Source organism: Tolypothrix sp. FACHB-123 (assembly GCF_014697075.1).
GTDB lineage: Bacteria > Cyanobacteriota > Cyanobacteriia > Cyanobacteriales > Nostocaceae > Aulosira.
Genome location: NZ_JACJRE010000052.1, coordinates 29621 through 50761 on the forward strand (window position 1 = coordinate 29621; position 21141 = coordinate 50761).

A 21141-nucleotide genomic window follows, 5' to 3' on the forward strand; every position below is an offset into this window, starting at 1 on the left:
AGTAAATAGCAAAAGAAAAAGCCCGCAGTTGCGGGCTTTCAAAATAAATTACTTAAATTTACTTAACGTTTTACTAACTTCTTCGACATCTTCCGCAAGCGAATTGATTGAGGTGTAACTTCTACCAATTCATCTGGGCCGATGTACTCTAAAGCACGTTCCAGACTCATATCTACTGGTGCTTGCAACTGTACTAATTCATCACCACCAGCAGCCCGGTGGTTGGTAAGTTGCTTGGTTTTGCAGACATTCAGTTCTAAGTCTTGAGGACGATTGTGTTCTCCCACAATCATACCTTTATAAACTTTAGTACCAGGAGTGATGAAGAATACACCTCTATCTTCAGCATTTCTCATTGCATAGAAGGTAGAAACACCTTCTTCAAAGGAGATGAGAACGCCTTTGTTACGGGCTTCAATATCACCGGAAAGCTGGCGGTAATCTAAGAAGCTGTGGTTCATGATACCTTCGCCACGGGTCATCCGCATGAATTCGCCACGGAAACCAATCAAGCCACGGGCGGGAATAACAAATTCCAACTGGGTGCGATCGTTACCACCGGGTTGCATATCTTGCATTTCACCCTTGCGTTGTCCTAAACGTTCGATACAGCTACCAACTGCATCGGCGGGGACATCGAGAACCAAAAGTTCATAGGGTTCGCAAGGTTGTCCGTTGACTTCCCGGTAAATTACCTGTGGCTGAGATACTTGAAACTCATAGCCTTCTCGGCGCATGGTTTCAATTAAAATACCCAGGTGAAGTTCTCCACGACCAGACACGAGGAATTTATCAGGAGAATCGGTTTCTTCCACACGCAAAGCCACGTTAGTTTCTAATTCTCGCAGTAAGCGATCGCGTACTTGGCGTGATGTTACCAATTTACCTTCTTGACCTGCAAATGGTGAATCATTCACCCAGAAGGTCATCTGTAAGGTAGGTTCATCTACCTTAATTAGTGGTAAAGCTTGGGGTTCATTAGGATCTGTAATTGTTTCCCCAATATTGGCGTCAGCAAAACCAGCCACAGCCACAATATAACCTGCGGATGCTTCTTCCATATCCACCCGCTTCAAGCCTTCAAAGCCCATCAACTTAGTGATTTTAGCCTTGACAATTGCGCCACTTTCTGTTACCAAAGCTGCTTGCTGTCCGGCGCGGATCACACCGTTGTGAATTCTGCCAATGACAATCCGTCCTAGATATTCAGAATAATCTAGGGTTGTGACTTGCAATTGCAGAGGCTTGTTAACATCACCTACTGGGGGTGGTACATGGCGGAGGATAGCTTCAAATAGTGGTTGCATATCCACTGGTTCCGCATCCAAGTCGTCTTTGGCATAACCAGCCAAACCAGAAGCGAATAAATAGGGGAAATCGCACTGATCTTCATCTGCGCCTAATTCTAGGAACAGATCTAATACTTTATCAATTGCGCCGTAGGGGTCAGCTTGGGGACGGTCAATCTTATTGACAACAACAATGGGGCGCAGTCCTTTTTCCAAAGCCTTCTTCAACACAAAGCGTGTTTGCGGCATGGGGCCTTCATTGGCATCGACAATCAGAATACAACCATCAACCATGCCAAGTACGCGTTCGACTTCACCGCCGAAGTCAGCGTGACCTGGGGTATCAACAATATTGATTAGGGTTTCTTTGTAACGAACCGCTGTGTTTTTCGAGAGAATGGTAATTCCCCGTTCCCGTTCCAAGGCGTTGGAATCCATGACGCAATCCGGAACGTCTTCACCTTCTCGGAAGATGCCGGATTGTTTGAGGAGTGCATCAACCAGGGTGGTTTTGCCGTGGTCTACGTGGGCAATAATGGCGACGTTACGAATTGGGAGCGTCATAGAAACTTTTTGTGAACTCTAGAGGGGGTTTTCAGATGTACATCGTAAATGTTATGATGCTAGGCTGTTTTAACAGAATTGAGGATAAAGTACAAACTCTGTAAAGAAGCTTTAACAATTCTAGCTTAATCGTCACAATTCCGGGGACTTTTTTAGCCATTACTTTAAATTTCAACTTGGCAACGACCATATTTAGAAACAATAATTACCGTTGTGCCAAAATTGACTTAGTAATAGACTAATAAATTGTGCCTATGCTTTGGAAATCGGGACAGCAGTTGCAGGGTGGTAAGTATAAGATTGAACAGCAATTAGGCGAGGGTGGCTTTGGTATCACTTACCGCGCTAGCAGTCATCATGGTTCCGACGTTGTCATTAAAACTTTGAATGAAAAAGTGCAACGCCGTCCCGATTTTGCCAAGTTTCAGCAAGATTTTGTCAATGAGGCGATAAAACTAGCTAAATGCAGTCATCCTCATATTGTGCAGATAGATGAGGTAATCCATGAGGATAACTTGTGGTGCATTGTTATGGAATACATTGATGGCGAAAATTTAGCCCATAAAATTGAGAATCAAGGTATTTTACCAGAGGCGGAAGCTTTAGGATATATTCACCAGATTGGTGAGGCGCTAACTGTAGTTCATAATAACGGCTTGCTGCATCGGGATGTGAAACCGCAAAATATTATGTTGCGTGCCAATAAATCAGAAGCCGTATTAATTGATTTTGGCATAGCACGGGAATTTTCTCAGAATTTGACTCAGACTCATACACAAATGCTAGCTGATGGTTTTGCGCCAATTGAGCAATATGATAAGCGTGCAAAACGGGGTGCTTTTACAGATGTTTATGCTTTGGCTGCAACGCTGTATTGTTTGGTAACGGGAGAAGTACCAACAATGGCTCCAATCAGAGCAATTGGTACGCCGTTAGAAGAACCAAAAAATATAAATTCTAGTATCAGTGATAAAGTTAATCAGGCAATTCTCAAGGGTATGGAGGTAAAGCCTGAGAATCGTCCTCAGTCAATACAAGAGTGGTTAGTCTCATTAAATAGAGAAGGTACTAATCCAATTAAGTCTGATTACAATAAACTGCGGGATTTGTTAGCAGACAAAAATTGGATAGCAGCCAATTTAGAAACTAGCAATCTTATGCTTTCTATTGCCTGCCCAACAAAAGGACGTTGGCTCGATTGTGAATCTATTCAAAGAATCTCATGTGAAGACTTCTATATAATCGATAAACTATGGAGAGATTATAGCAATGAACGTTTTGGTTTCAAATCCCAAAAATGCATTTGGAATAAAGTAAAAGGCAATATTGATCAATTTGGTAATCATGTTGGATGGCGTGTGAATAACTCATGGATTAAGTACTCTCAATTTACCTTTAGTATCCATGCTCCTAAAGGACATCTACCACATTATCTTGAATTGTTAGGCTTTGTATGGAAATGGGGCTTGCTTGGTGATTATTGGGAAGGCGATCTAAAGCGGATAAATGCTTTTGCTTCTAGGATTAAAAATTGTATTATTTAGTATTTTTGTAAGTTGGGTCGAAGCATGAGACCCAACACGCTGATATATGTTGGGTTACCCTGCGGGAAGCCGCTCCGCGTCTACGTTCCTCAACCCAACCTACACTTAATGCTGGTTTAGAAATATCAGGTCATGGAAAAGATAGCAAAGGTTTATATTTATAGTTATTCAAAAAGGTGAATTAGCTGTGCGATCGCACTCTTACCAATGACAAATGACAGCCATCACTAGTTATCTTTCTTTGCACCGACCTACTTATTACATTATGGGATAAAAGAGCGATCGCCACAGAACTAGAACCCTGAGAGTGAGATTCCCCTCTCCATGAAGGTTGAAGAATGAAGCAAGAAAAATTTTCTACTTCAGACTTCAGGCTTCATACTTATTTACGCAGAACTGTAACGACTGTAACAGTCGTTTTTTTGCTAGCGGAACATACTACTTACTGAAGTATCCTCGTGAATTCGCCAGATGGTTTCTCCGAGTAGATTAGCCACTGAAAGCACTACCAGTTGCGGAAAACGATTGCTTTCGGGGATGGGAATCGTGTTAGTGACGATTACTTCCTCAAACAAGCCACTAAGAGACAACCGCTCAACGGCTGGTGGAGAGAATACTGCATGAGTTGCACAGGCGTATACCTGATGCGCTCCTTCTTCACGCAGTAACTTTGCACCTTCAGCAATTGTGCCTCCAGTGTCGATCATATCGTCCACTAAAACAGCAGTTTTACCTTTAACGTCACCGATTACATTCATGACTTCGGCGACGTTGTGAGCCTGGCGACGTTTATCAATAATCGCCAAGGGAGCATCACCCAGCTTTTTAGCAAATGCTCTAGCTCTGGCTACACCACCAACATCAGGAGAGACAACTACAATATCTGATAGCTGTTTACTCACCAGATAATCTAGTAACACTGGCGAACCATAAACATGATCGAAAGGTATGTCGAAGTAACCCTGAATCTGAGCTGAGTGTAAGTCCATTGCCAAAACACGGTTGGCTCCTGCTTGAGTGATTAGGTTAGCAACCAATTTCGCAGTAATGGATTCTCTTCCTGCTGTTTTGCGATCGGCCCGTGCATAACCATAGTAAGGAATTACTGCTGTTACCTGGCGTGCAGAAGCTCGCCGACAGGCATCAATCATAATCAGCAATTCCATTAAATGATCGTTAACAGGCTGACAAGTCGGCTGGATGAGATAGACATCACAACCCCGGATAGACTCCTGGATTTGAATATAGAGTTCACCGTCCGCGAACCTTTTACGGATCATGGGGCCTAAGTCCATGCCCAGGTAGCGAGCGACTTCTTGAGACAGTTGTAAATTGGCAGAGCCAGAAAACAGCCGCAGGCGATTATTTTCAGTTATTCCTGTTGCAACTGGCTGCACTTTAGATAAAGTTGCAGAACTGAGCACAGCAGATCCTCGATGTGCATTCATGGCAATCTTAACATCAGCAATTTAGCAAATTTAACCGGAATAGTGTAAAAAAATATCTGTAAAAGTTAAAACATTTCTCCTAAAAATTATGATTTGCTAATTTTTGACTACGTTTGGTAAACAAACTATTGATAGCTTAACTGAACAACAACTTTATTAACTAGAGCTATTGTTCGGATTTTTGCTTGAACTCGGAAAAATCTCAAATCTCAGATTTTTGTTGGAGGATTGTTAGTTATACGTACATATTTAGGGAATGCGGTACAAAATTTTTACATTTCCAGCCCAACAACTCCGAGATATTCTAGAGTCGAACATGAATAATTCAACACTTAAGTAGCAGCTAATGATCCTATGATACTAACTGCAAAAGCAAACAAAAATTTTAGTTATCAGGATTTACACACAATACCTGTATGCCTATCTGTTTACCGTTAGCTAGAGTAGCACAGTTAAGGCAAAGTTAAAGAGAGAAATTAGCAGTTGAAATTTTTTAGCATCAGTCTTAGGGCTGAAATTTAGAGCGGTTTTTTGAGGATGGTCTACATCCTAGGTCTCCGGTACTGACAAAGAGAGTGTAACAATAAAGTTGAGGAAGTCTGATTCTCTGTTGGCGAATTTTAGCGAAAATGCCTGAAAATGATGGCGGCAGCCATATGTACCTGTAAGGTAGGGTAGAATATCGCCGCAAGCAAATATCTTGACGGCTGAAACCTATCTTGATGGGAACTTAGCGATCGCTTGGGATAACACTTATTCAATAATTATGCAACCACCTATTACCGTTGGTACTATCTTACAAAATCGTTATCGGATTATTCAAATTCTCGGACAAGGGGGATTTGCTAGAACCTATTTGGTAGAAGACCAAAGACGGTTTAATGAACTTTGCGCTATCAAAGAATTAACTCCCACCACTGTCGGAACTTCTATGTGGGAGAAGACGCAAGAACTGTTTCAGCGAGAAGCAGCGATTTTATATCAAATCGAGCATCCACAGGTGCCAAAATTTCGGGAGAGATTTGAACAAGACCAGCGCTTGTTCTTGGTGGAAGATTATGTTGCGGGTAAGACTTACCGGAATATACTTTCGGAACGCCAAGCTTTAGGTCAAACTTTGACAGAAGCGGAAGTTTTACTGTTGATGGGTTCGTTATTGCCTGTATTGGAGCATATTCATAGTCGTGGCATCATTCACCGAGATATTTCACCAGAAAATATAATTTTACGGGATTCTGACTCTAAACCAGTCTTGATTGATTTTGGGGTAGTGAAAGAATTAGCTACGCGCTTGCAATCTCCCGATAGTACAGCACCAGTAACTAGTGTGGGAAAACTAGGTTATTCTCCCACAGAACAGATGCAAGCAGGTCAAGCTTACCCTAATAGCGATTTATATGCACTAGCGGTGACAGTGATTGTGTTGCTGACTGGTAGAGAACCAAGAGAGTTATTTGATGACAATCAATTATCTTGGCATTGGCAGCAATTTGTGAGGGTTAATCCCCGATTTACCCAAGTTATTAATCGGATGTTAAATTATCGCCCAAGCGATCGCTATCAAAATGCTACTGAAGTCATTCAAGCATTGCAAGCTATCGATCAACCCAATGTCCCTATTCCCAATAATACCTCGAATCTCCAAACTGTTGCGGTTGGCGGGCGTCAACCTCAGCCAGTACCTTCACCTTCACCTAATCGGCCAGCACCAGCAATTCCACCTAGTAATAGTAGTTCTGTTTTAGATAATCCTTTAGCGATTGGGGCTATAGGTAGTGCAGTAGTTATCTTAGCAGGAGTAGGTTCTTGGGCTTTGGTAAGTTCGATTCGCAGTCAGCCACAAACACCACAAGAAACACCAGCACAAACTTTTCCTTCACCAATTATTTCTGGTGGTACTTTAACACCTTCGCCAACACCAACTAATGTTGAACCTGTTATTTTGAGTAAGCGCCTCATTTTTGACGCATCTAATACAGCTACAGTAGAAAATACCATCAAAGAAAATCAAATAGTTCAGTATAGTTTTGCTGGTCAAAGAGGACAAAGATTAACTGCGGTATTAGAGCCAGGTAATGGCATAGTTTTATCAATTTTAGATGGTAAGAAACAACCAATCGATAATCTAGCAAATCAAGTTCCATCTTATGATGGCAGATTACCCCTAACAGGTAGATACACGATTCAATTAACTCTAGAACCTGGAATTACCGAAAATGATTATACTCTGAATGTGGAGTTAGAAAAATTAATTAAGGAAACACCAACACCAACATTTATACCAACACCAACGCCAACATTTACGCCATCGCCTATAGCATCACCAACGCCTACACCAACGCTAACGCCATCACCATCACCATCACCTAGCGACACACCTACACCATCAACAAGTCCGACTGCAACAGAAAACCCAATCGATCTACCTACTCCAAATACTAGTCCAGGAATTTAAATATAAATAAATTACACAATATCCTCAGCTAGTAATTAATAGTTTATTAGTTATTAGAACAATAAAAATTATAACTAGTAAGCCACTTGTAAATAAATCTAAATATAAGTATGATGAAAAATAACTATAGAAGCTGTTAGTCAATTTTTCTAGAACAAATTGTTGAATACATTACTAATTACTGGCACTGATACTGAGGCTGGCAAAACTGTTTTGACAACAGCATTAGCAGCCTATTGGCAAAAATATTTTCCGCAGCGCAACTGGGGAATTATGAAACCAATTCAATCGGGAGAAGGCGATCGCGAGTGGTATCAAAAGCTGTTTTCCCTAGAGCAAACGGCCGAAGAAATTACACCATTGTACTTTCAAGCACCTCTCGCACCGCCAATCGCCGCCGCTAAGGAAAATCGCCAAGTGGATTTAGCTGTGGTTTGGCAAGCTTTTTCTAAATTGCGATCGCAACGAGAATTTGTGCTGGTAGAATCATTGGGGGGTTTAGGCTCGCCCATCACCGACGAATTGACGGTAGCAGACTTAGCCGGAGATTGGCATTTACCGACAATTTTAGTAGTACCAGTGAGATTAGGCGCGATCGCGCAAGCGGTGGCTAACGTCGCCTTAGCTAGACAAGCGCGCATCGATTTAAAAGGAATTGTGCTCAACTGCGTACAACCCCGTTCCGATGCAGAAATAGCCGACTTAACGCCACCAGAGTTAATTCAATCACTCACCCATACCCCAGTTTTAGGCTGTTTACCTCATCTCGATAACCTGACTGATTTAGATAAACTAGCCCAAGTAGCATCAAATTTAAATTTAGAAACACTAAATTTTAGATAACGATACACTGAGAACATAACTCATCAGCTATTCTGCTTTTAAGTTGCACAATTTATCGTGAAGGCTGTTGACGGTCAACAGTCAACAGTCAACAGTCAACAGTTAACAGCCCTGATTGATAGTTTTGCAATTTAGACGCGCATTAGCTTAAACGTTTCCACCAGTTGTCTTCTACTAGCGTGTCTTCACAATGGTTTCTACCTTCCCAAATCCCGGTACTGTTGACTTATCTCACGTTCGCTTGTCGATTCGTTCATTGCAAACGCAACTGGTAGAATGGCGGCGATCGCTACATCAAAAACCAGAGTTAGGTTTTCAAGAAAAACTCACAGCTGAGTTTATCGCCCAAAAGTTGCAAGCATGGGGAATTGAACATCAAACCGGTATAGCTAAAACTGGGATTGTGGCGATTGTTAAAGGTAACAAACCCGGTAACGATAAGGTATTGGCGATTCGTGCGGATATGGATGCTTTACCCATCCAGGAACTCAATCAAGTACCCTATTGTTCCCAGCATGATGGAGTAATGCACGCTTGTGGACATGATGGACATACTGCGATCGCACTAGGTACAGCTTACTATCTCCAGCAGCATCGCGATGATTTTGCTGGTACTGTAAAAATTATCTTCCAGCCAGCAGAAGAAGGGCCGGGAGGTGCAAAACCAATGATTGAAACCGGGGTACTGAAGAACCCAGATGTCGATGCAATTATTGGCTTACACCTGTGGAATAACTTACCCTTGGGAACCGTTGGCGTGCGACCTGGGGCATTAATGGCAGCTGTAGAATTATTTGACTGTACAATTCGCGGTAAAGGTGGACATGGCGCAATACCCCATCAAACAGTAGATTCGATTGTTGTCGCCGCCCAAATTGTCAACGCCTTACAAACCATTGTGGCACGCAACGTTAATCCAATTGATTCTGCTGTGGTGACTGTAGGCGCGCTTCATGCTGGTACAGCACACAATGTCATTGCTGACACCGCGAATATGAAAGGTACAGTCAGGTATTTTAATCCAGCTTTTCAAGGATATTTTCACCAGCGAATTGAGCAAATAATTGCGGGATTATGTCACAGTCATGGCGCAAATTACGACTTTGAATATGTGTCACTTTATCCCCCAGTCATTAATGATCCTGGTATTGCTGAATTAGTGCGATCTATCGCCGCAGAAGTTGTAGAAACACCCATCGGAATTGTCCCAGAATGTCAAACAATGGGCGGTGAAGATATGTCCTTTTTCTTGCAAGAAGTTCCTGGATGCTATTTCTTCCTTGGTTCTGCAAATCCTGAAAAAGACTTAGCTTATCCCCATCATCATCCCCGATTTGATTTTGATGAAACCGCCTTACCAATGGGTGTGGAAATATTTATTAGATTTGTGGAGAAGTTTTTGAATTAGTCATTTGTCAATAATAGACTTATTGCATAAATATTTTGGCGTTGTTGAGTATGCTTATGAAAAGCTCACACATTCGGCGTTCGCGCAGCATCTCGCAAAGTAGGCACAAGGAGAAACGAATGAGCTACGCTCACAAGGAACAATAAAAATTAATCTTCCCATGCCCAATGCCCAATTTAAGGCAAGACTATTGACCCTTTGATTTCTCCTGAATTGGTAAATCGCTATTACCTTTTTGCTCGGCTTGAGGTTGTCCTTGTTTCGCTAGATTTTCCGCAGCTTTTTGAAATAAGGGAGACATTTTATCTTGCCAATATTTAATATTGGGCAGTTTTTCCGGATTTTTCTTATATTCGAGAACTTTATCCCATTGACCTTGTGCTAAAGCAGTATTGATATCATTAAATAAAGCATCAGCTTTCGCCCAATCTTGTTGCCATTGAGCAATCATATCCGCAGTTTCTTTAAAATCAGAAGCGGCTGTTTTGGGTACAGATTTGAGGAGAGCGATCGCTCCAAATAAATCTCCTGAATTATACTTTTCCTTGGCTTGTTCCAAAACTTGGGCGCTGTTCTCGGTAGACTGCGATCGCTCTGATTTTTCTCCATTGGAAGTAAATGGCTCAGAACGGAATGGGTCAGATTTACTGGATGATGAAGTTGCTACTTTAGGAGGTTGGGGTTTGGGTAAAGGGCGATCGGCAATTAAAGTACTATCATTTACTGTCTTAATCGCAATACCTTTATCGCGCAAACAAGCAATCCATTGGTCATTATTGGCGATGACATCTGAATGTGCCCAAGCGGATTTTCCGGAGTTAAGTTTTACTTGTATCCATCCCAATTTAGTACGTTTTCCAGTTACCTCAAACTTACTATTATTAGTCACTGTTTGCACTACATTATCAGAATGAATCGCACTCGGTTCATACCTAATATTAGAATTACCCACCACAACCGCTAAACACTTGTTAGCTATAGCAGCATCATTATTACCTGTTAAATTCGCTGCGAAATTTTTGATACTAGGATAAACATTTGTGACTACAGCCGCAGCACCACCCGCCAACATCAGCCCGACTATAAAAGGTAATGGATCTGGTTTATTAGAATCGGGACGAATAGGAATAGGTTTAGCAGCTACTTTATTCGCTGGTGCAACTGCAACAGTTTTCTGCTGTAATGCTTGAGTAGGAGTTTTATTAACTTGAGCTTGATTGCTAGTATTTTGCTGCAATTCCTGGTGTTTTGTACCAACCGCCATTGGAATCATAAACTGTTTGCAGGCTTGTAGCGCTTCTGTGGCGTTTTGGTAGCGGTCTTTAAAATGATAGCGCACCATTTTCGTTAACACAGCCGCTAACTCAGAATTCACATTTACTAAATGCTGCCATAAAAGTTCGCCTGTATTCGGGTCTTCTTGCAAAGCGCCGGCTGGGACTCCAGTTAAAGCTTGGATAGCAATAATACCTAAAGAATAAAGATCGCTATTTGGACGGGGTTTACCTTGTCCTTGTTCTGTAGGCATATAACCAGGAGTACCAATCACAATTGTGGCACTAGGTTGTACCCCAGCCGTAACTAACTGTGTACGTAATTGTTTAACCGCGCCAAAGTCCACTAAAACTAATTTACTATCAGAACTACGACGGATAATGTTATCTGGCTTAATATCGCGGTGAATTACACCTTGACTGTGAACATATTCTAAAATACTCAGAACTTCTACCAATAATTGCACTACCTGAGTTTCACTCCAGCGCTGACCAGGTAATAGTTCTTCACTTAAAGTATTTCCGTCAATAAATTCTTGGACTAAATAAAATTCTTGCTTTTCGTCAAAATAAGCTAAGAGTCTAGGTATTTGGTCATGTTGTCCCAAAACTTCTAAAGTTTCGGCTTCGCTGTTAAACAAGCGCTTGGCTGTGTCAAAAACTCTGGGGTCAGAACTACTCGGCTTGAGATGCTTAACAACACAGATAGGATTACCTGGCCGTCTAGTATCTTGCGCAATGTAGGTTTGACCAAATCCTCCCGTAGCGAGGACTTTAATTACTTTATAACGATGGTCTAGTAGCTTACCGATCATATTCCCTCCCCAGAGTTAACACCCAAATTTCCAGATGCTAATCAATATCTCCAAATTTTCCTCCATGAAATCCGCTATCTTGAGAAAAGATTTGGAATCAAAATGTAATTTTCTTAAAAAACACACTTTGTTAATTTTTGTTTCACATCCTTTCTGATTAGCAATGCCACCGAAAATAAACGATTCTGTCACTTGGCAACAGGCTGAAATTTTGATGCAGCCTGCTTTCATCCGTGTAGTTGATAATATTCGCAAGCAACTAGACATGTCTTCCTGGATTGGGACTTATCATGATGTATTGATTTGGCCTGGGAATATTACTGATGAAACTAAAGCAATGGTGACTAATTTGTTGCAAGAAATGGAAACTGCGACACCAGAACAGGCAGATGAAATTAGAAAAACTCTTTCTCATCTACCCGTGCCCCATCCAGGATATCACCTACGTTTGCAGCGTCAAGAGCAGCAAGCAACTATAGATTTGTGGGATCTATGTTATCAGGTGTGTTTTATCAATTACAGCCCCAATGCAGTAAATGCCGAAGCTGTAGAAATTGACACTAGTTTAATAGATGAAATGGGAGAAGTCGATTGGCCACATTTGGAAGTTAAGACTAAAGAGTTAGTGGAACAGGTATTTGCCAATTTACCTACTGATTGACACTCCCCTGTCTAAAGACGTTTGGATTTTCAACGGGTTTCCTTATAAACTCTTTTTGCTCTCTTCTTGGCATCTAATGCGGTTCGTTAAAAATAAAGTGGTTCTTGAGTATAAAAATTACACTAGTTCTTGTGTAACTACTCGCCGCAAAATCTCAGTGACTTCAGTTACCATTCTGGCATCTAACTCAACTGCATCGCGATTTTTTGCTTGTTCAATCGCCGCCGGATTAGTTTCCAGGAAAGGTTTTGCTCCCCGTAAAGCTAAACCCAAAGTTATCAAATCGGCTGGTTTTCTCCCAGATTGTGGCAAATCCAAAATAAATTGGATGAATGCAATATAAACTATTTCTGTACTTTTGCGTGTGTCGCTGTAGCCATCGCCTAATTTAGAGATAATCACTGGAGAACTAATAAAGTTTTTCAATCCCAATGTCTCGATGGCTATATCAGTATAGCGACAAGCATCTTTACCCAAAGCTTTGACAATCAGACTTAAGCTGTGCCATTGCGCGCCCGGTAATCTTGCTTCCACTGGTAGCTGATGGTGCCACCCTAGCATGGTCAGCAACCGGAGTAAATCGTATGCCGTGACAAGATTATCGCCTCTATTTGTTTCTGGTGCAGCACTGAGCAAGACTTTTTTTGTTTTTAAATCAAACAGCTCAGGCTGATTAATAAAAGGATCTTCACCATAACGCCCCCGGAAGACTAAATCTTGGTTTCCAGTGACTTTCTTAACCCAGGTTTCTAAACCTTCCCAAGTCTCGAATCTTTTGCACATAGCAGCTAGCGAATTAGAGCTTGCTACCTGCTTTTGATAACTAATGATGTCAGATGCTATGTCCAAAAACGGAGTATCTTTCTGACGCTTTGCTGAATCTCTAATCACACAGTTTTCTAAGCTTGATTGCAAAAATTTTGTATTAGCTTGAGATACAATATTCAGCAAAGGAATGATTTTAGTACCACTCCAGAACTGATTTTTATTGAGGGCATTTCTTCCGAGCCAATGAGCTTTGATTTTACCTTCATTAACGCGACCAATACAGATACAAGCTTCTTTAATATCTGGATGGAGAAACTCTAAACCTTGTCGGTCAATTTGCGGCATTTCTCCAACTTTAGGATAAGGTTTAAAGATTAAATCTTCAGGATTTGGTTGTTGTTTGAGCCGCTCTGGATAATTATTAATATCTTGTAAATAAGGCGAACTTTCTACACCTCTGTATAATAATGCTAGCTTTTCAGCAGTGGAACCTGCATTAATTCCCTCTCTGAGAAATTTGTCAAAAATTTTCTCTTTATTCTTAGCTTGCTCTAGTGTATTTTGGAGATTGCTGATTGTACTATTTTCTGATGTTTGATTAGTTATATTGGAAACATTAGACATAAGCACGCTCCGATTGTCTAAATATTAGGTTATTAGCTGAATTGCTGCTGGCATTGTATCTTATTTATCAGTGACATATGTTGGTACTGTGTCCAGCTAAAAAATCTATCTGCGATTTGACAAGACTTTGATGTAGCGATCGCTCTAGATAATCTGAGGAAGATACAATAGCATTTAGTGTTTTGCTGCTCACTCTTATTGCCCCATGCTACCAGTCATCTATTCCGATGAGTTTCTAGATCACAAGACTGGAAATTATCACCCAGAGACACCAGAACGTTTAACCGCGATCGCCAATGCTATCAAAGCAGCTGATTTTGCAGATCAAATTTCCTGGCGATCGCCGACACCAGTTTTAGAAAATTCATCGCTGATGTCTGTACTGTTACAAGCGCACACAGCAGATTACATCCACAAAATCCAGGCGATCGCGATCGCCGGTGGCGGTTACTTAGATGGTGATACACCAGTATCACCTCGCAGTTATGATGTGGCATTGTTAGCAGTTAGTGCTTGGTTGGATGGCGTTAACACTGTATTAGCCAGCGAAAATCCCGCCTTTGTCCTCGCCCGTCCCCCTGGACATCATGCGGAAAGTGATGCAGGTATGGGCTTTTGTTTATTTTCTAATGCTGCGATCGCCGCTTTTTACGCCCTACAACAACCAGGAGTTAACCGCGTCGCTATCCTCGATTGGGATGTACATCACGGTAATGGTACTCAGGCGATCGTCGAAGATCACCCGCAAATCGCCTATTGTTCTCTCCATCAATACCCCTGCTACCCCGGTACCGGTAGAGCCTCAGAACGCGGCTTGCATAATAATGTTTTAAATGTACCTATACCTCCAGGTAGCAATATAGCTGTATATCAACCTATATTTGAGAAGTCAGTAGTGCCCTTTTTAGCCCAATTTCAACCTGATTTACTGATTATTAGCGCTGGTTATGATGCTAATGCTGACGATCCCTTAGCCAGTATGAATTTGCAACCAGTAGATTATGGGTTGTTCATGGACTATTGTTTAGGGCTAACTCGTAAAATTCTTTTTGGCTTAGAAGGTGGTTATGATTTAGACTCACTTTCCGAATCCGTTGTCAGCACCATCGAACGCTGCTTAGTTTAGGCATTGATCACAGACTTCCAGTTCTAGCGAGCTAGTCTTAACATTTATTCATAAAGTTTTATTTCGCTTATCCATCGGCAGTGACTTCAACCAGCGAAACCAGAGGGGACTAACACCAAATGGCTGTGGCTGACTGAGTAATTTTGTAGTTTTACTAAGCTAGCTATAAAAAATTTTTTGTTATTATTTGCTATGAGCTTAATAGCACATTGATAACTAGTGTTTTTATCAGTTAAATCGTTGACATACTTTCGTTATATTCCTTGCCCAAAGGACAATTAAGTGCATTTTTATAAAAACAAACATTTATATTAAAAGTGCTTCTAATAACTCCATTGTTAAGTATTTATATTTATAAGTAAGTTGATTTATTTTTAACATAAATCGATTTTCAGTATTGAATTGCACAAATAATCGGCAAAATTCATGGAATCTTCAAAAAGAAAAAATTCGAGATGTGTTTTTAAACAGCTAAAGTTTTGTTAAGATGCAATTGCTAGGAAGTTATCAACGAAATACACCAATCACGGTGTGAAGAGATTAAACAGCACTAGCAACACAGAGTTATAAAGGTGAAGTGTAATGACCACCTACATTTTCTTCAATGATGCCCTGCAAATGCTTGTCAACGCCTTTTTGATATCAGCAATAGTGCTCATAGCAGCCTCTGGTATAGGTTTGGCAGTCATAGAAACAATTGAAAAGACTGGAGAACGCTAAATAATACCTGGCTGTTGATTGTTTGCCAAAAACCTATTAAGTGCATGTGTTCGCTGTCAAGAAATCTTGGGAACACTAAACTTATGAAAGTCTCACAGCGTTACAGGCTCGTCTGAAAGTGATAGAACCTCCAGGGAACTGTATCGCTATTGAGACCTCAACCAAGGAGCAACTACAATGGGTTTATTGGACACAGTATTAGATACAGAAAGCCAGGTTCAAGTGACACTTAGTCCAGCAGAAGCCTTTGCTGCTATTACTCTGGCTGCAACCGCGATAGATGGTCATTTGTCAGATAATGAAGTGCGTTGTATCTCCTCAGTTTTATTAAGGTCAAAGCTTTTTAGAAATTATACCAACGAGTTGATGAGCAGGTTATTTGACAAAATCCTGAACATCCTCCGGCGTGATGGGATAAATGTTTTATTTGATGCGGCGAAAGAATCCCTAACCCAAGAATTGCGAGAAGCGGCTTTTGCTGTAGCTACAGATTTGCTCCTAACTGAGGGTATCGTTACAGAAGAAGAAAGATATTTCTTAAACGATCTGTATCAAGCTTTAGGGATATCTAGAGAAGTGGCGATACAGATTGTGCAAGTAATGTCGATCAAAAATTGTTGATAAGATAACTGAGTTCTACTTTATTAAGCGATCGCTTTTAGAACTATAGGCTCTCAAAAAAATAATATTTAATTGGATTAAAAATGATTTATTAAGTCAACCTTAAATTATAGAATAGGCGACTTATAGTCATTAACTGGTGATTCATTGTCAAGCAATAAATAGCTTGATAATTCAGGACTGAAGTCCTAACTACAAAATGATTATATAGGGGTAGGTTTAATGATATCGCTAAACCTACCCCTACTTTTTACATCCGAGAGATTTTTAATTAACGGCGTCTACCACCAAAAGAAGGTGCGCGACGACCGCTACTACGTCCACCGCTACCAAAGCTACTACCGCTAGGATTGCGTCTAGAAGATCCAGAATTAGAAGGTCTGAGTTCGCTACCGCCAAAACCAGAACCGCTAGGACGGCTATTACTGTTACGATTTGGGGTATTGCGTACTGATGAACCGCTAGGATATGTTCTTCTAATTGTTCCTGTAGTGCGGAATGCAGTGCGATTTCTCACGGCTGCTGGTGGCTGATTATAACGGCTGCGGTAGCTAGAAACTGCTTGGTCATAGCTGCTACCATACCCACCATAACCAGTTAAAACTTGTCCTGGTTGGTAAACAGGAGGGACATAATACTGGGGTCTAAATAAGAGACTACCTATCGCCTGACCTGCTATATTCCCAGCCACAGCCGCCGCAAATGGTGTCCAGAAGCTATTCTCTTGACGGACAACAACTGTTTCTTGGCGTCCTGTTTGGGGATTAGTTTTGTTCTCTACGACATTATGGACGTACTCTATTTTAAAGTCTTCTGTTAAATATAAGATGGGCTGTCCACTTTCTACTTTTAAATAGCTTTTCTTACCTTCTTTGATTTCCTCATCTGTCAGCCGAGCCATTTGTAAGTTCTCGGTAACAAAAGTTGGTGGTTTACTGTTAATCAAAAACAGCGTATACTCGCCAGTAGCATCATCGTAAGTTGCTTGTTGTAATTGATACTGCCCATCACTTAGCTTGGTAGTTGTAGAAGTTTGGCTGACATTGCTGGCTGGGGAGTTGGCTTGGTCGGAACCGCCTCCACAAGCTACTGTTGTCAAACACAAACTCATAGCTAAACAAACGGCTGTAAATCTACGCAATATGGTCATGATCATTGCACTAGTATCCTTATATGAGCTTAACAATTTCTCTCTACATGTTGTAAGTACGGACTACCCCACCAATTACAAGGGAATTAATTCCGGATAATATTGCAACAGCTGATCGTTAGTCAGTTCATCACCTAATTGTGCTGGTGAAAAATGCACTTGCACTGCCCGTAATTTATTTTTGTAGTGTAAATTAATTAGGGCTTTTAAAGCTTGCTTCAAAGCTTGAACGTTAGATAAATCTGTTTCTAACTCTGGTACTTCTCCTTCAAAAGCGACTGTAATCATCACAATAATATTGCGGGTTACAGGTAGAGATAAAGGATCGTTAAATCCAGAATCATCATTTAAATCTAGTTCCGCACCATATCTAGCAGCAGAGTCACTAAACAGTTCATTGACGTAATCTCCAGCTTCGCCTTCGTTCCAAAATACATCACCTTCGTTAGCAGCAGAAAGCCAGTAATCATCATACCGTGCTAGAGTTTCACAGATTTCTACTAAGCTTTCTCCTAAGACATGTAAGTCGCCTTCGGCATCGATTGCGTCTCTAGCGGCACTATTAAATATACCTAAAATTGGCGCTACTTCTGAGCCGCCTAAATGCAGAAATAAACGGCAGACAACATAGCGAGTCCGCCCGATCATTTTATTAAAAGTATCACGCATCTGCATCCTCCACAAATTTATCAGTTATTAATTAAGGATTATTCTCTTGATAATTGTTCATTCTTCAATGTAATGAAAACTTTTAACAAAATCCTTAATCATTTTGACTGTAGGTAAAAGATATTGGCTAGATTCACTGGATATAGTATCAAAAAATGAACCATTTTTATCCTGTTGATTAATAAATCGTTTGCCGAAAGAGGGATTGTCATAAATAATCAAAGTTTGGGCGCTAGAGTTGGTTAAAATTGTTTGAGTAGGAGTTTTAAAAAATTTTAATTTGGCTGCTAAAGCCAGAGTTTTTTGCACTTCCTTAAGGGACTGAGCTTTATTTCTAGCTTCCTCGATCGCTGCCCTTAATTGCCTCACCCGATGGGGTATTTTTACACCCATGTAAGAAATATCTTCACCTTTAATTATGTCTATCACATCTTCAATACTTTGTTGAGTGCTGCTAGCATCCATAAATGGCAGAATAGCTATATAGGCAAGGGGAAATAAGTCTTCGTCACGCTCAACTCGGAAGGTAAATACAGTCCGACGACGACCAATTTCCATAGTTGGTGGTTGTTTGAGCCGCCGATATTGCCGAGAAATTTGGTAGTAAGCCCCAGCTAGGGTAAAGTTAGCTTCGTGTTCAAGGGGGGCGTCAACGATAATTCTGATGATGGGGGAGGTTTCATTAAAAAAGTCTCCCGCATCTTCAGCGTTAAACTTTTGGATGATGGAGCGATCGCCTGTGGGAGAAAGATCAATCCACTCACAAGTTATACCTTCAGTTTTCAAGCCATACCGAGATGTGGCGTAAAGTTTCGCTCCAGTGAGAATGGCTGATGTCAAATCGGCTCCAATCCATTCCGCCTTAATTAATTTTGCTTGGGTTAAATCGGCATGTACTAAACTGGCATTGGTTAAATTAGCATTACTTAAATCTGTACTGATTAACTTAGCGCCGCTTAACTTAGCGCCACTCAAATCAGCCCAACGCAGGTTAGCGCCACTCAAATCAGCCCAACGCAGGTTAGCACCGCTCAGATCGGCTCCGCTGAGGTTAGCGCGGCTGAGATTGGCTTTTCTCAGTTCCGCATCGCGCAAATTAGCACCACTCAAATCTGTATGTACTAAATCAGCAGAGTGAAGATTAGCCATTTCTAAATTGGCGGCTCTTAAGGAAGAACCTCGCAAAACTGCACCGCTCAAATTAGCCTTGCGGAAATTTGCTTGTCGGAGTGTGGCTTCTCGCAAATCGGCACTGGTTAGGTTAGCAGCAAATAGATCTGCACCGCTGAGATTGGCTCTAATCATCTCAGCCCGAATTAAAGAAGCTTCCCGCAATTGGGCTTGATTCAAGTCGGCGCGGATTAAATTGGCAACGTTGAGACTAGCTTGATTGAGAATCGCCTGGGAAAGATTAGCACCGCTGAGCCTAGCTACATTGAGTATGGCATTAGTTAAGTTAGCTTTGCTGAGATTGGCACCGCTTAAATTAGTAACACTCAAGTTAGCTTGACTAAGATTCACACCAATTAATTTCACCCCACTTAAGTTGGCTTCAGAGAGGTCGATACCGCTAAAGTCATAAATTCCAGCGGTGTATTTTCTCAACAAGTCTTCTATAGTCATAAATACTACCCCTCAGATGCCAACTTTAAATTGGTGGTCAAGTACAAAGAAAATACTTAAAAGATTAACTATCAAAATCAAAAATGAAAATTGGGATTTTAGGACTGGGACTGATCGGTGGTTCCTTGGGCTTTGATTTGCGATCGCAAGGACATCAAGTTTTCGGAGTGAGTCGTCGTCAATCAACCTGCCAAAAGGCGGTATCTCTGGGGAGCGTTGATGAGGCTTCAGCAGATCTGAGTCTCTTAGCTACAACAGAAGTGGTATTTATTTGTACACCGATAGCTCTTATTGTTCCCCAAGTTCAGCAATTAATTACGCATTTATCTGCTACCACAATAGTTACTGATGTGGGATCGGTAAAAGCACCGATAGTTCAGGCTATATCGCCTTTATGGCAGAATTTCGTCGGCGGTCATCCAATGGCAGGAACCGCTGATAGCGGCATAGAAGCAGCACAACGGCATTTATTTGTCGATCGCCCTTACGTACTGACACCAACTGCTACAACACCCACATCAGCAGTGTCAGTATTAGAAGAAATTGTGCGATCGCTTGGCGCAAAAATTTACCATTGTCAGCCAGAGCAACACGACCGCGCAGTCAGTTGGATTTCCCATCTACCTGTAATGGTCAGCGCATCCTTAATTGCTACTTGCATGGGTGAAACCGACCCTACAGTGTTACAACTAGCGAAAAATTTAGCTAGTTCCGGTTTTCGCGATACCAGCCGCGTTGGTGGTGGTAATCCAGAGTTAGGAGTAATGATGGCGCAATTTAACCAGCAAGCGTTGCTGGGGTCATTGCAACAATATCGCCAGCAGCTTGATGAAGTAATCAAGTTAATAGAACAGGAAGATTGGACAGCTTTAGAAGCAAAATTGCAATCTACGCAAAAAGTGCGACCAGATTTTGTTGATTAATAGTCTGTTTTGGGCATGGGGCATTGGGCATGGGGCATGGGGCATTGGAAACAATTTTGGATTTTGGATTTTAGATTTTAGATTAAAATCCAAAAGACGCTCGCGGACTCGCTAACGCAAATCTAAAATCTAAAATTTCTTGTCCTCCTTGTCCCCCTTGCACCCTGCACCCTGCACCCTGTGCCCCCTGCGTTGTCCCCCTTGTCTTCCTCATCGCCTCACTGACCAAAGCTGAGATGCTGCTCTCATAATCTTCTAGATATATCAGCAAAACTTATAAACGAGTTAAGTAAATTTTTTGAAAAACTTCTTTACAATCTGTAACAAAGTCTCTAAGATAAAAACATCATAAGTAATTATTCCTGCGTACAAAAAACGCAACTAGCAATCATAAAACAATGACAGCAACTCTACAACAGCGCTCAAGCGCCAACGTATGGGATCGCTTCTGCGAATGGATCACCAGCACCAATAACCGCTTATACATCGGTTGGTTCGGTGTATTAATGATCCCTACCCTATTAGCCGCAACCGCTTGCTTCGTAATCGCCTTCATCGCTGCACCTCCAGTAGACATCGATGGTATCCGCGAACCAGTAGCAGGTTCCTTACTCTA

16 protein-coding genes and 1 pseudogene are annotated in these 21141 nt (G+C 41.4%); 10 read left to right on the top strand and 7 right to left on the bottom strand.

The annotated features are described in order from the left end of the window. Positions 1 to 62: 62 nt before the first annotated feature. On the bottom strand, positions 63 to 1853 hold the full coding sequence (gene typA, locus H6G41_RS26255) for a translational GTPase TypA (RefSeq protein WP_190750131.1): 1791 nt from the start codon (positions 1851 to 1853) through the stop codon (positions 63 to 65). 254 nt (positions 1854 to 2107) lie between these two features. On the opposite strand from typA, the gene H6G41_RS26260 reads away from it, so the two are divergent. Next, positions 2108 to 3397 (top strand): serine/threonine-protein kinase, encoded by a 1290-nt coding sequence (locus tag H6G41_RS26260; protein WP_190750133.1) that lies wholly within the window; start codon positions 2108 to 2110, stop codon positions 3395 to 3397. 425 nt (positions 3398 to 3822) lie between these two features. Here H6G41_RS26260 and H6G41_RS26265 read toward each other — a convergent pair whose 3' ends face one another. Further along, entirely contained in the window at positions 3823 to 4845 is a 1023-nt protein-coding gene (locus tag H6G41_RS26265; RefSeq protein ID WP_190750135.1) for a ribose-phosphate pyrophosphokinase, read from the bottom strand. 766 nt (positions 4846 to 5611) lie between these two features. Between H6G41_RS26265 and H6G41_RS26270 the strand changes: the two genes are divergently transcribed. The 3 genes from H6G41_RS26270 to H6G41_RS26280 all read left to right on the top strand — a co-directional run bounded on the left by H6G41_RS26270 (position 5612) and on the right by H6G41_RS26280 (position 9551). After that, entirely contained in the window at positions 5612 to 7300 is a 1689-nt protein-coding gene (locus H6G41_RS26270) for a serine/threonine-protein kinase (protein WP_190750161.1), read from the top strand. Between the two features lie 162 nt (positions 7301 to 7462). Next, positions 7463 to 8143 (top strand): dethiobiotin synthase, encoded by a 681-nt coding sequence (bioD, locus tag H6G41_RS26275; protein ID WP_190750137.1) that lies wholly within the window; start codon positions 7463 to 7465, stop codon positions 8141 to 8143. Positions 8144 to 8333: 190 nt separating this feature from the next. After that, complete coding sequence (locus H6G41_RS26280) at positions 8334 to 9551, top strand: M20 family metallopeptidase (protein ID WP_190750139.1); 1218 nt, start codon at positions 8334 to 8336, stop codon at positions 9549 to 9551. Positions 9552 to 9738: 187 nt separating this feature from the next. On the opposite strand, the gene H6G41_RS26285 is transcribed toward H6G41_RS26280, so the two are convergent. Continuing rightward, complete coding sequence (locus H6G41_RS26285) at positions 9739 to 11640, bottom strand: serine/threonine protein kinase (RefSeq protein WP_190750141.1); 1902 nt, start codon at positions 11638 to 11640, stop codon at positions 9739 to 9741. Between the two features lie 163 nt (positions 11641 to 11803). Between H6G41_RS26285 and H6G41_RS26290 the strand changes: the two genes are divergently transcribed. After that, positions 11804 to 12301: a hypothetical protein gene (locus H6G41_RS26290; protein WP_190750142.1), complete on the top strand. Its 498-nt coding sequence runs from the start codon at positions 11804 to 11806 to the stop codon at positions 12299 to 12301. A gap of 117 nt (positions 12302 to 12418) precedes the next feature. Here the strand turns inward: H6G41_RS26290 and H6G41_RS26295 are convergent, their stop codons facing one another. Continuing rightward, positions 12419 to 13693 carry a hypothetical protein gene (locus H6G41_RS26295; RefSeq protein ID WP_190750144.1) on the bottom strand — a complete coding sequence of 425 codons (1275 nt, stop codon included), beginning with the start codon at positions 13691 to 13693 and terminating at the stop codon, positions 12419 to 12421. A 205-nt stretch (positions 13694 to 13898) separates the two neighbouring features. On the opposite strand from H6G41_RS26295, the gene H6G41_RS26300 reads away from it, so the two are divergent. From H6G41_RS26300 to H6G41_RS26310, 3 genes are all read left to right on the top strand, one after another. Next, positions 13899 to 14819 (top strand): histone deacetylase, encoded by a 921-nt coding sequence (locus tag H6G41_RS26300; RefSeq protein WP_190750146.1) that lies wholly within the window; start codon positions 13899 to 13901, stop codon positions 14817 to 14819. 582 nt (positions 14820 to 15401) lie between these two features. Then, entirely contained in the window at positions 15402 to 15539 is a 138-nt protein-coding gene (locus tag H6G41_RS26305; RefSeq protein WP_190544584.1) for a hypothetical protein, read from the top strand. 177 nt (positions 15540 to 15716) lie between these two features. After that, complete coding sequence (locus H6G41_RS26310; protein ID WP_190750148.1) at positions 15717 to 16160, top strand: tellurite resistance TerB family protein; 444 nt, start codon at positions 15717 to 15719, stop codon at positions 16158 to 16160. 271 nt (positions 16161 to 16431) lie between these two features. Here H6G41_RS26310 and H6G41_RS26315 read toward each other — a convergent pair whose 3' ends face one another. From H6G41_RS26315 to H6G41_RS26325, 3 genes are all read right to left on the bottom strand, one after another. Then, positions 16432 to 17316, bottom strand: a complete 885-nt coding sequence (locus H6G41_RS26315; protein ID WP_190750150.1) for a hypothetical protein — start codon at positions 17314 to 17316, stop codon at positions 16432 to 16434. A gap of 69 nt (positions 17317 to 17385) precedes the next feature. Continuing rightward, on the bottom strand, positions 17386 to 17979 hold the full coding sequence (locus H6G41_RS26320; RefSeq protein WP_190750152.1) for a DUF1517 domain-containing protein: 594 nt from the start codon (positions 17977 to 17979) through the stop codon (positions 17386 to 17388). Positions 17980 to 18036: 57 nt separating this feature from the next. Further along, positions 18037 to 19602, bottom strand: a complete 1566-nt coding sequence (locus H6G41_RS26325) for a pentapeptide repeat-containing protein (RefSeq protein ID WP_190750154.1) — start codon at positions 19600 to 19602, stop codon at positions 18037 to 18039. An 83-nt stretch (positions 19603 to 19685) separates the two neighbouring features. Between H6G41_RS26325 and H6G41_RS26330 the strand changes: the two genes are divergently transcribed. Both H6G41_RS26330 and H6G41_RS26335 read left to right on the top strand, forming a co-directional pair. After that, complete coding sequence (locus H6G41_RS26330) at positions 19686 to 20525, top strand: prephenate/arogenate dehydrogenase (RefSeq protein ID WP_190750156.1); 840 nt, start codon at positions 19686 to 19688, stop codon at positions 20523 to 20525. Between the two features lie 398 nt (positions 20526 to 20923). Further along, positions 20924 to 21141: pseudogene (locus tag H6G41_RS26335) on the top strand (photosystem II q(b) protein); the annotation flags it as partial.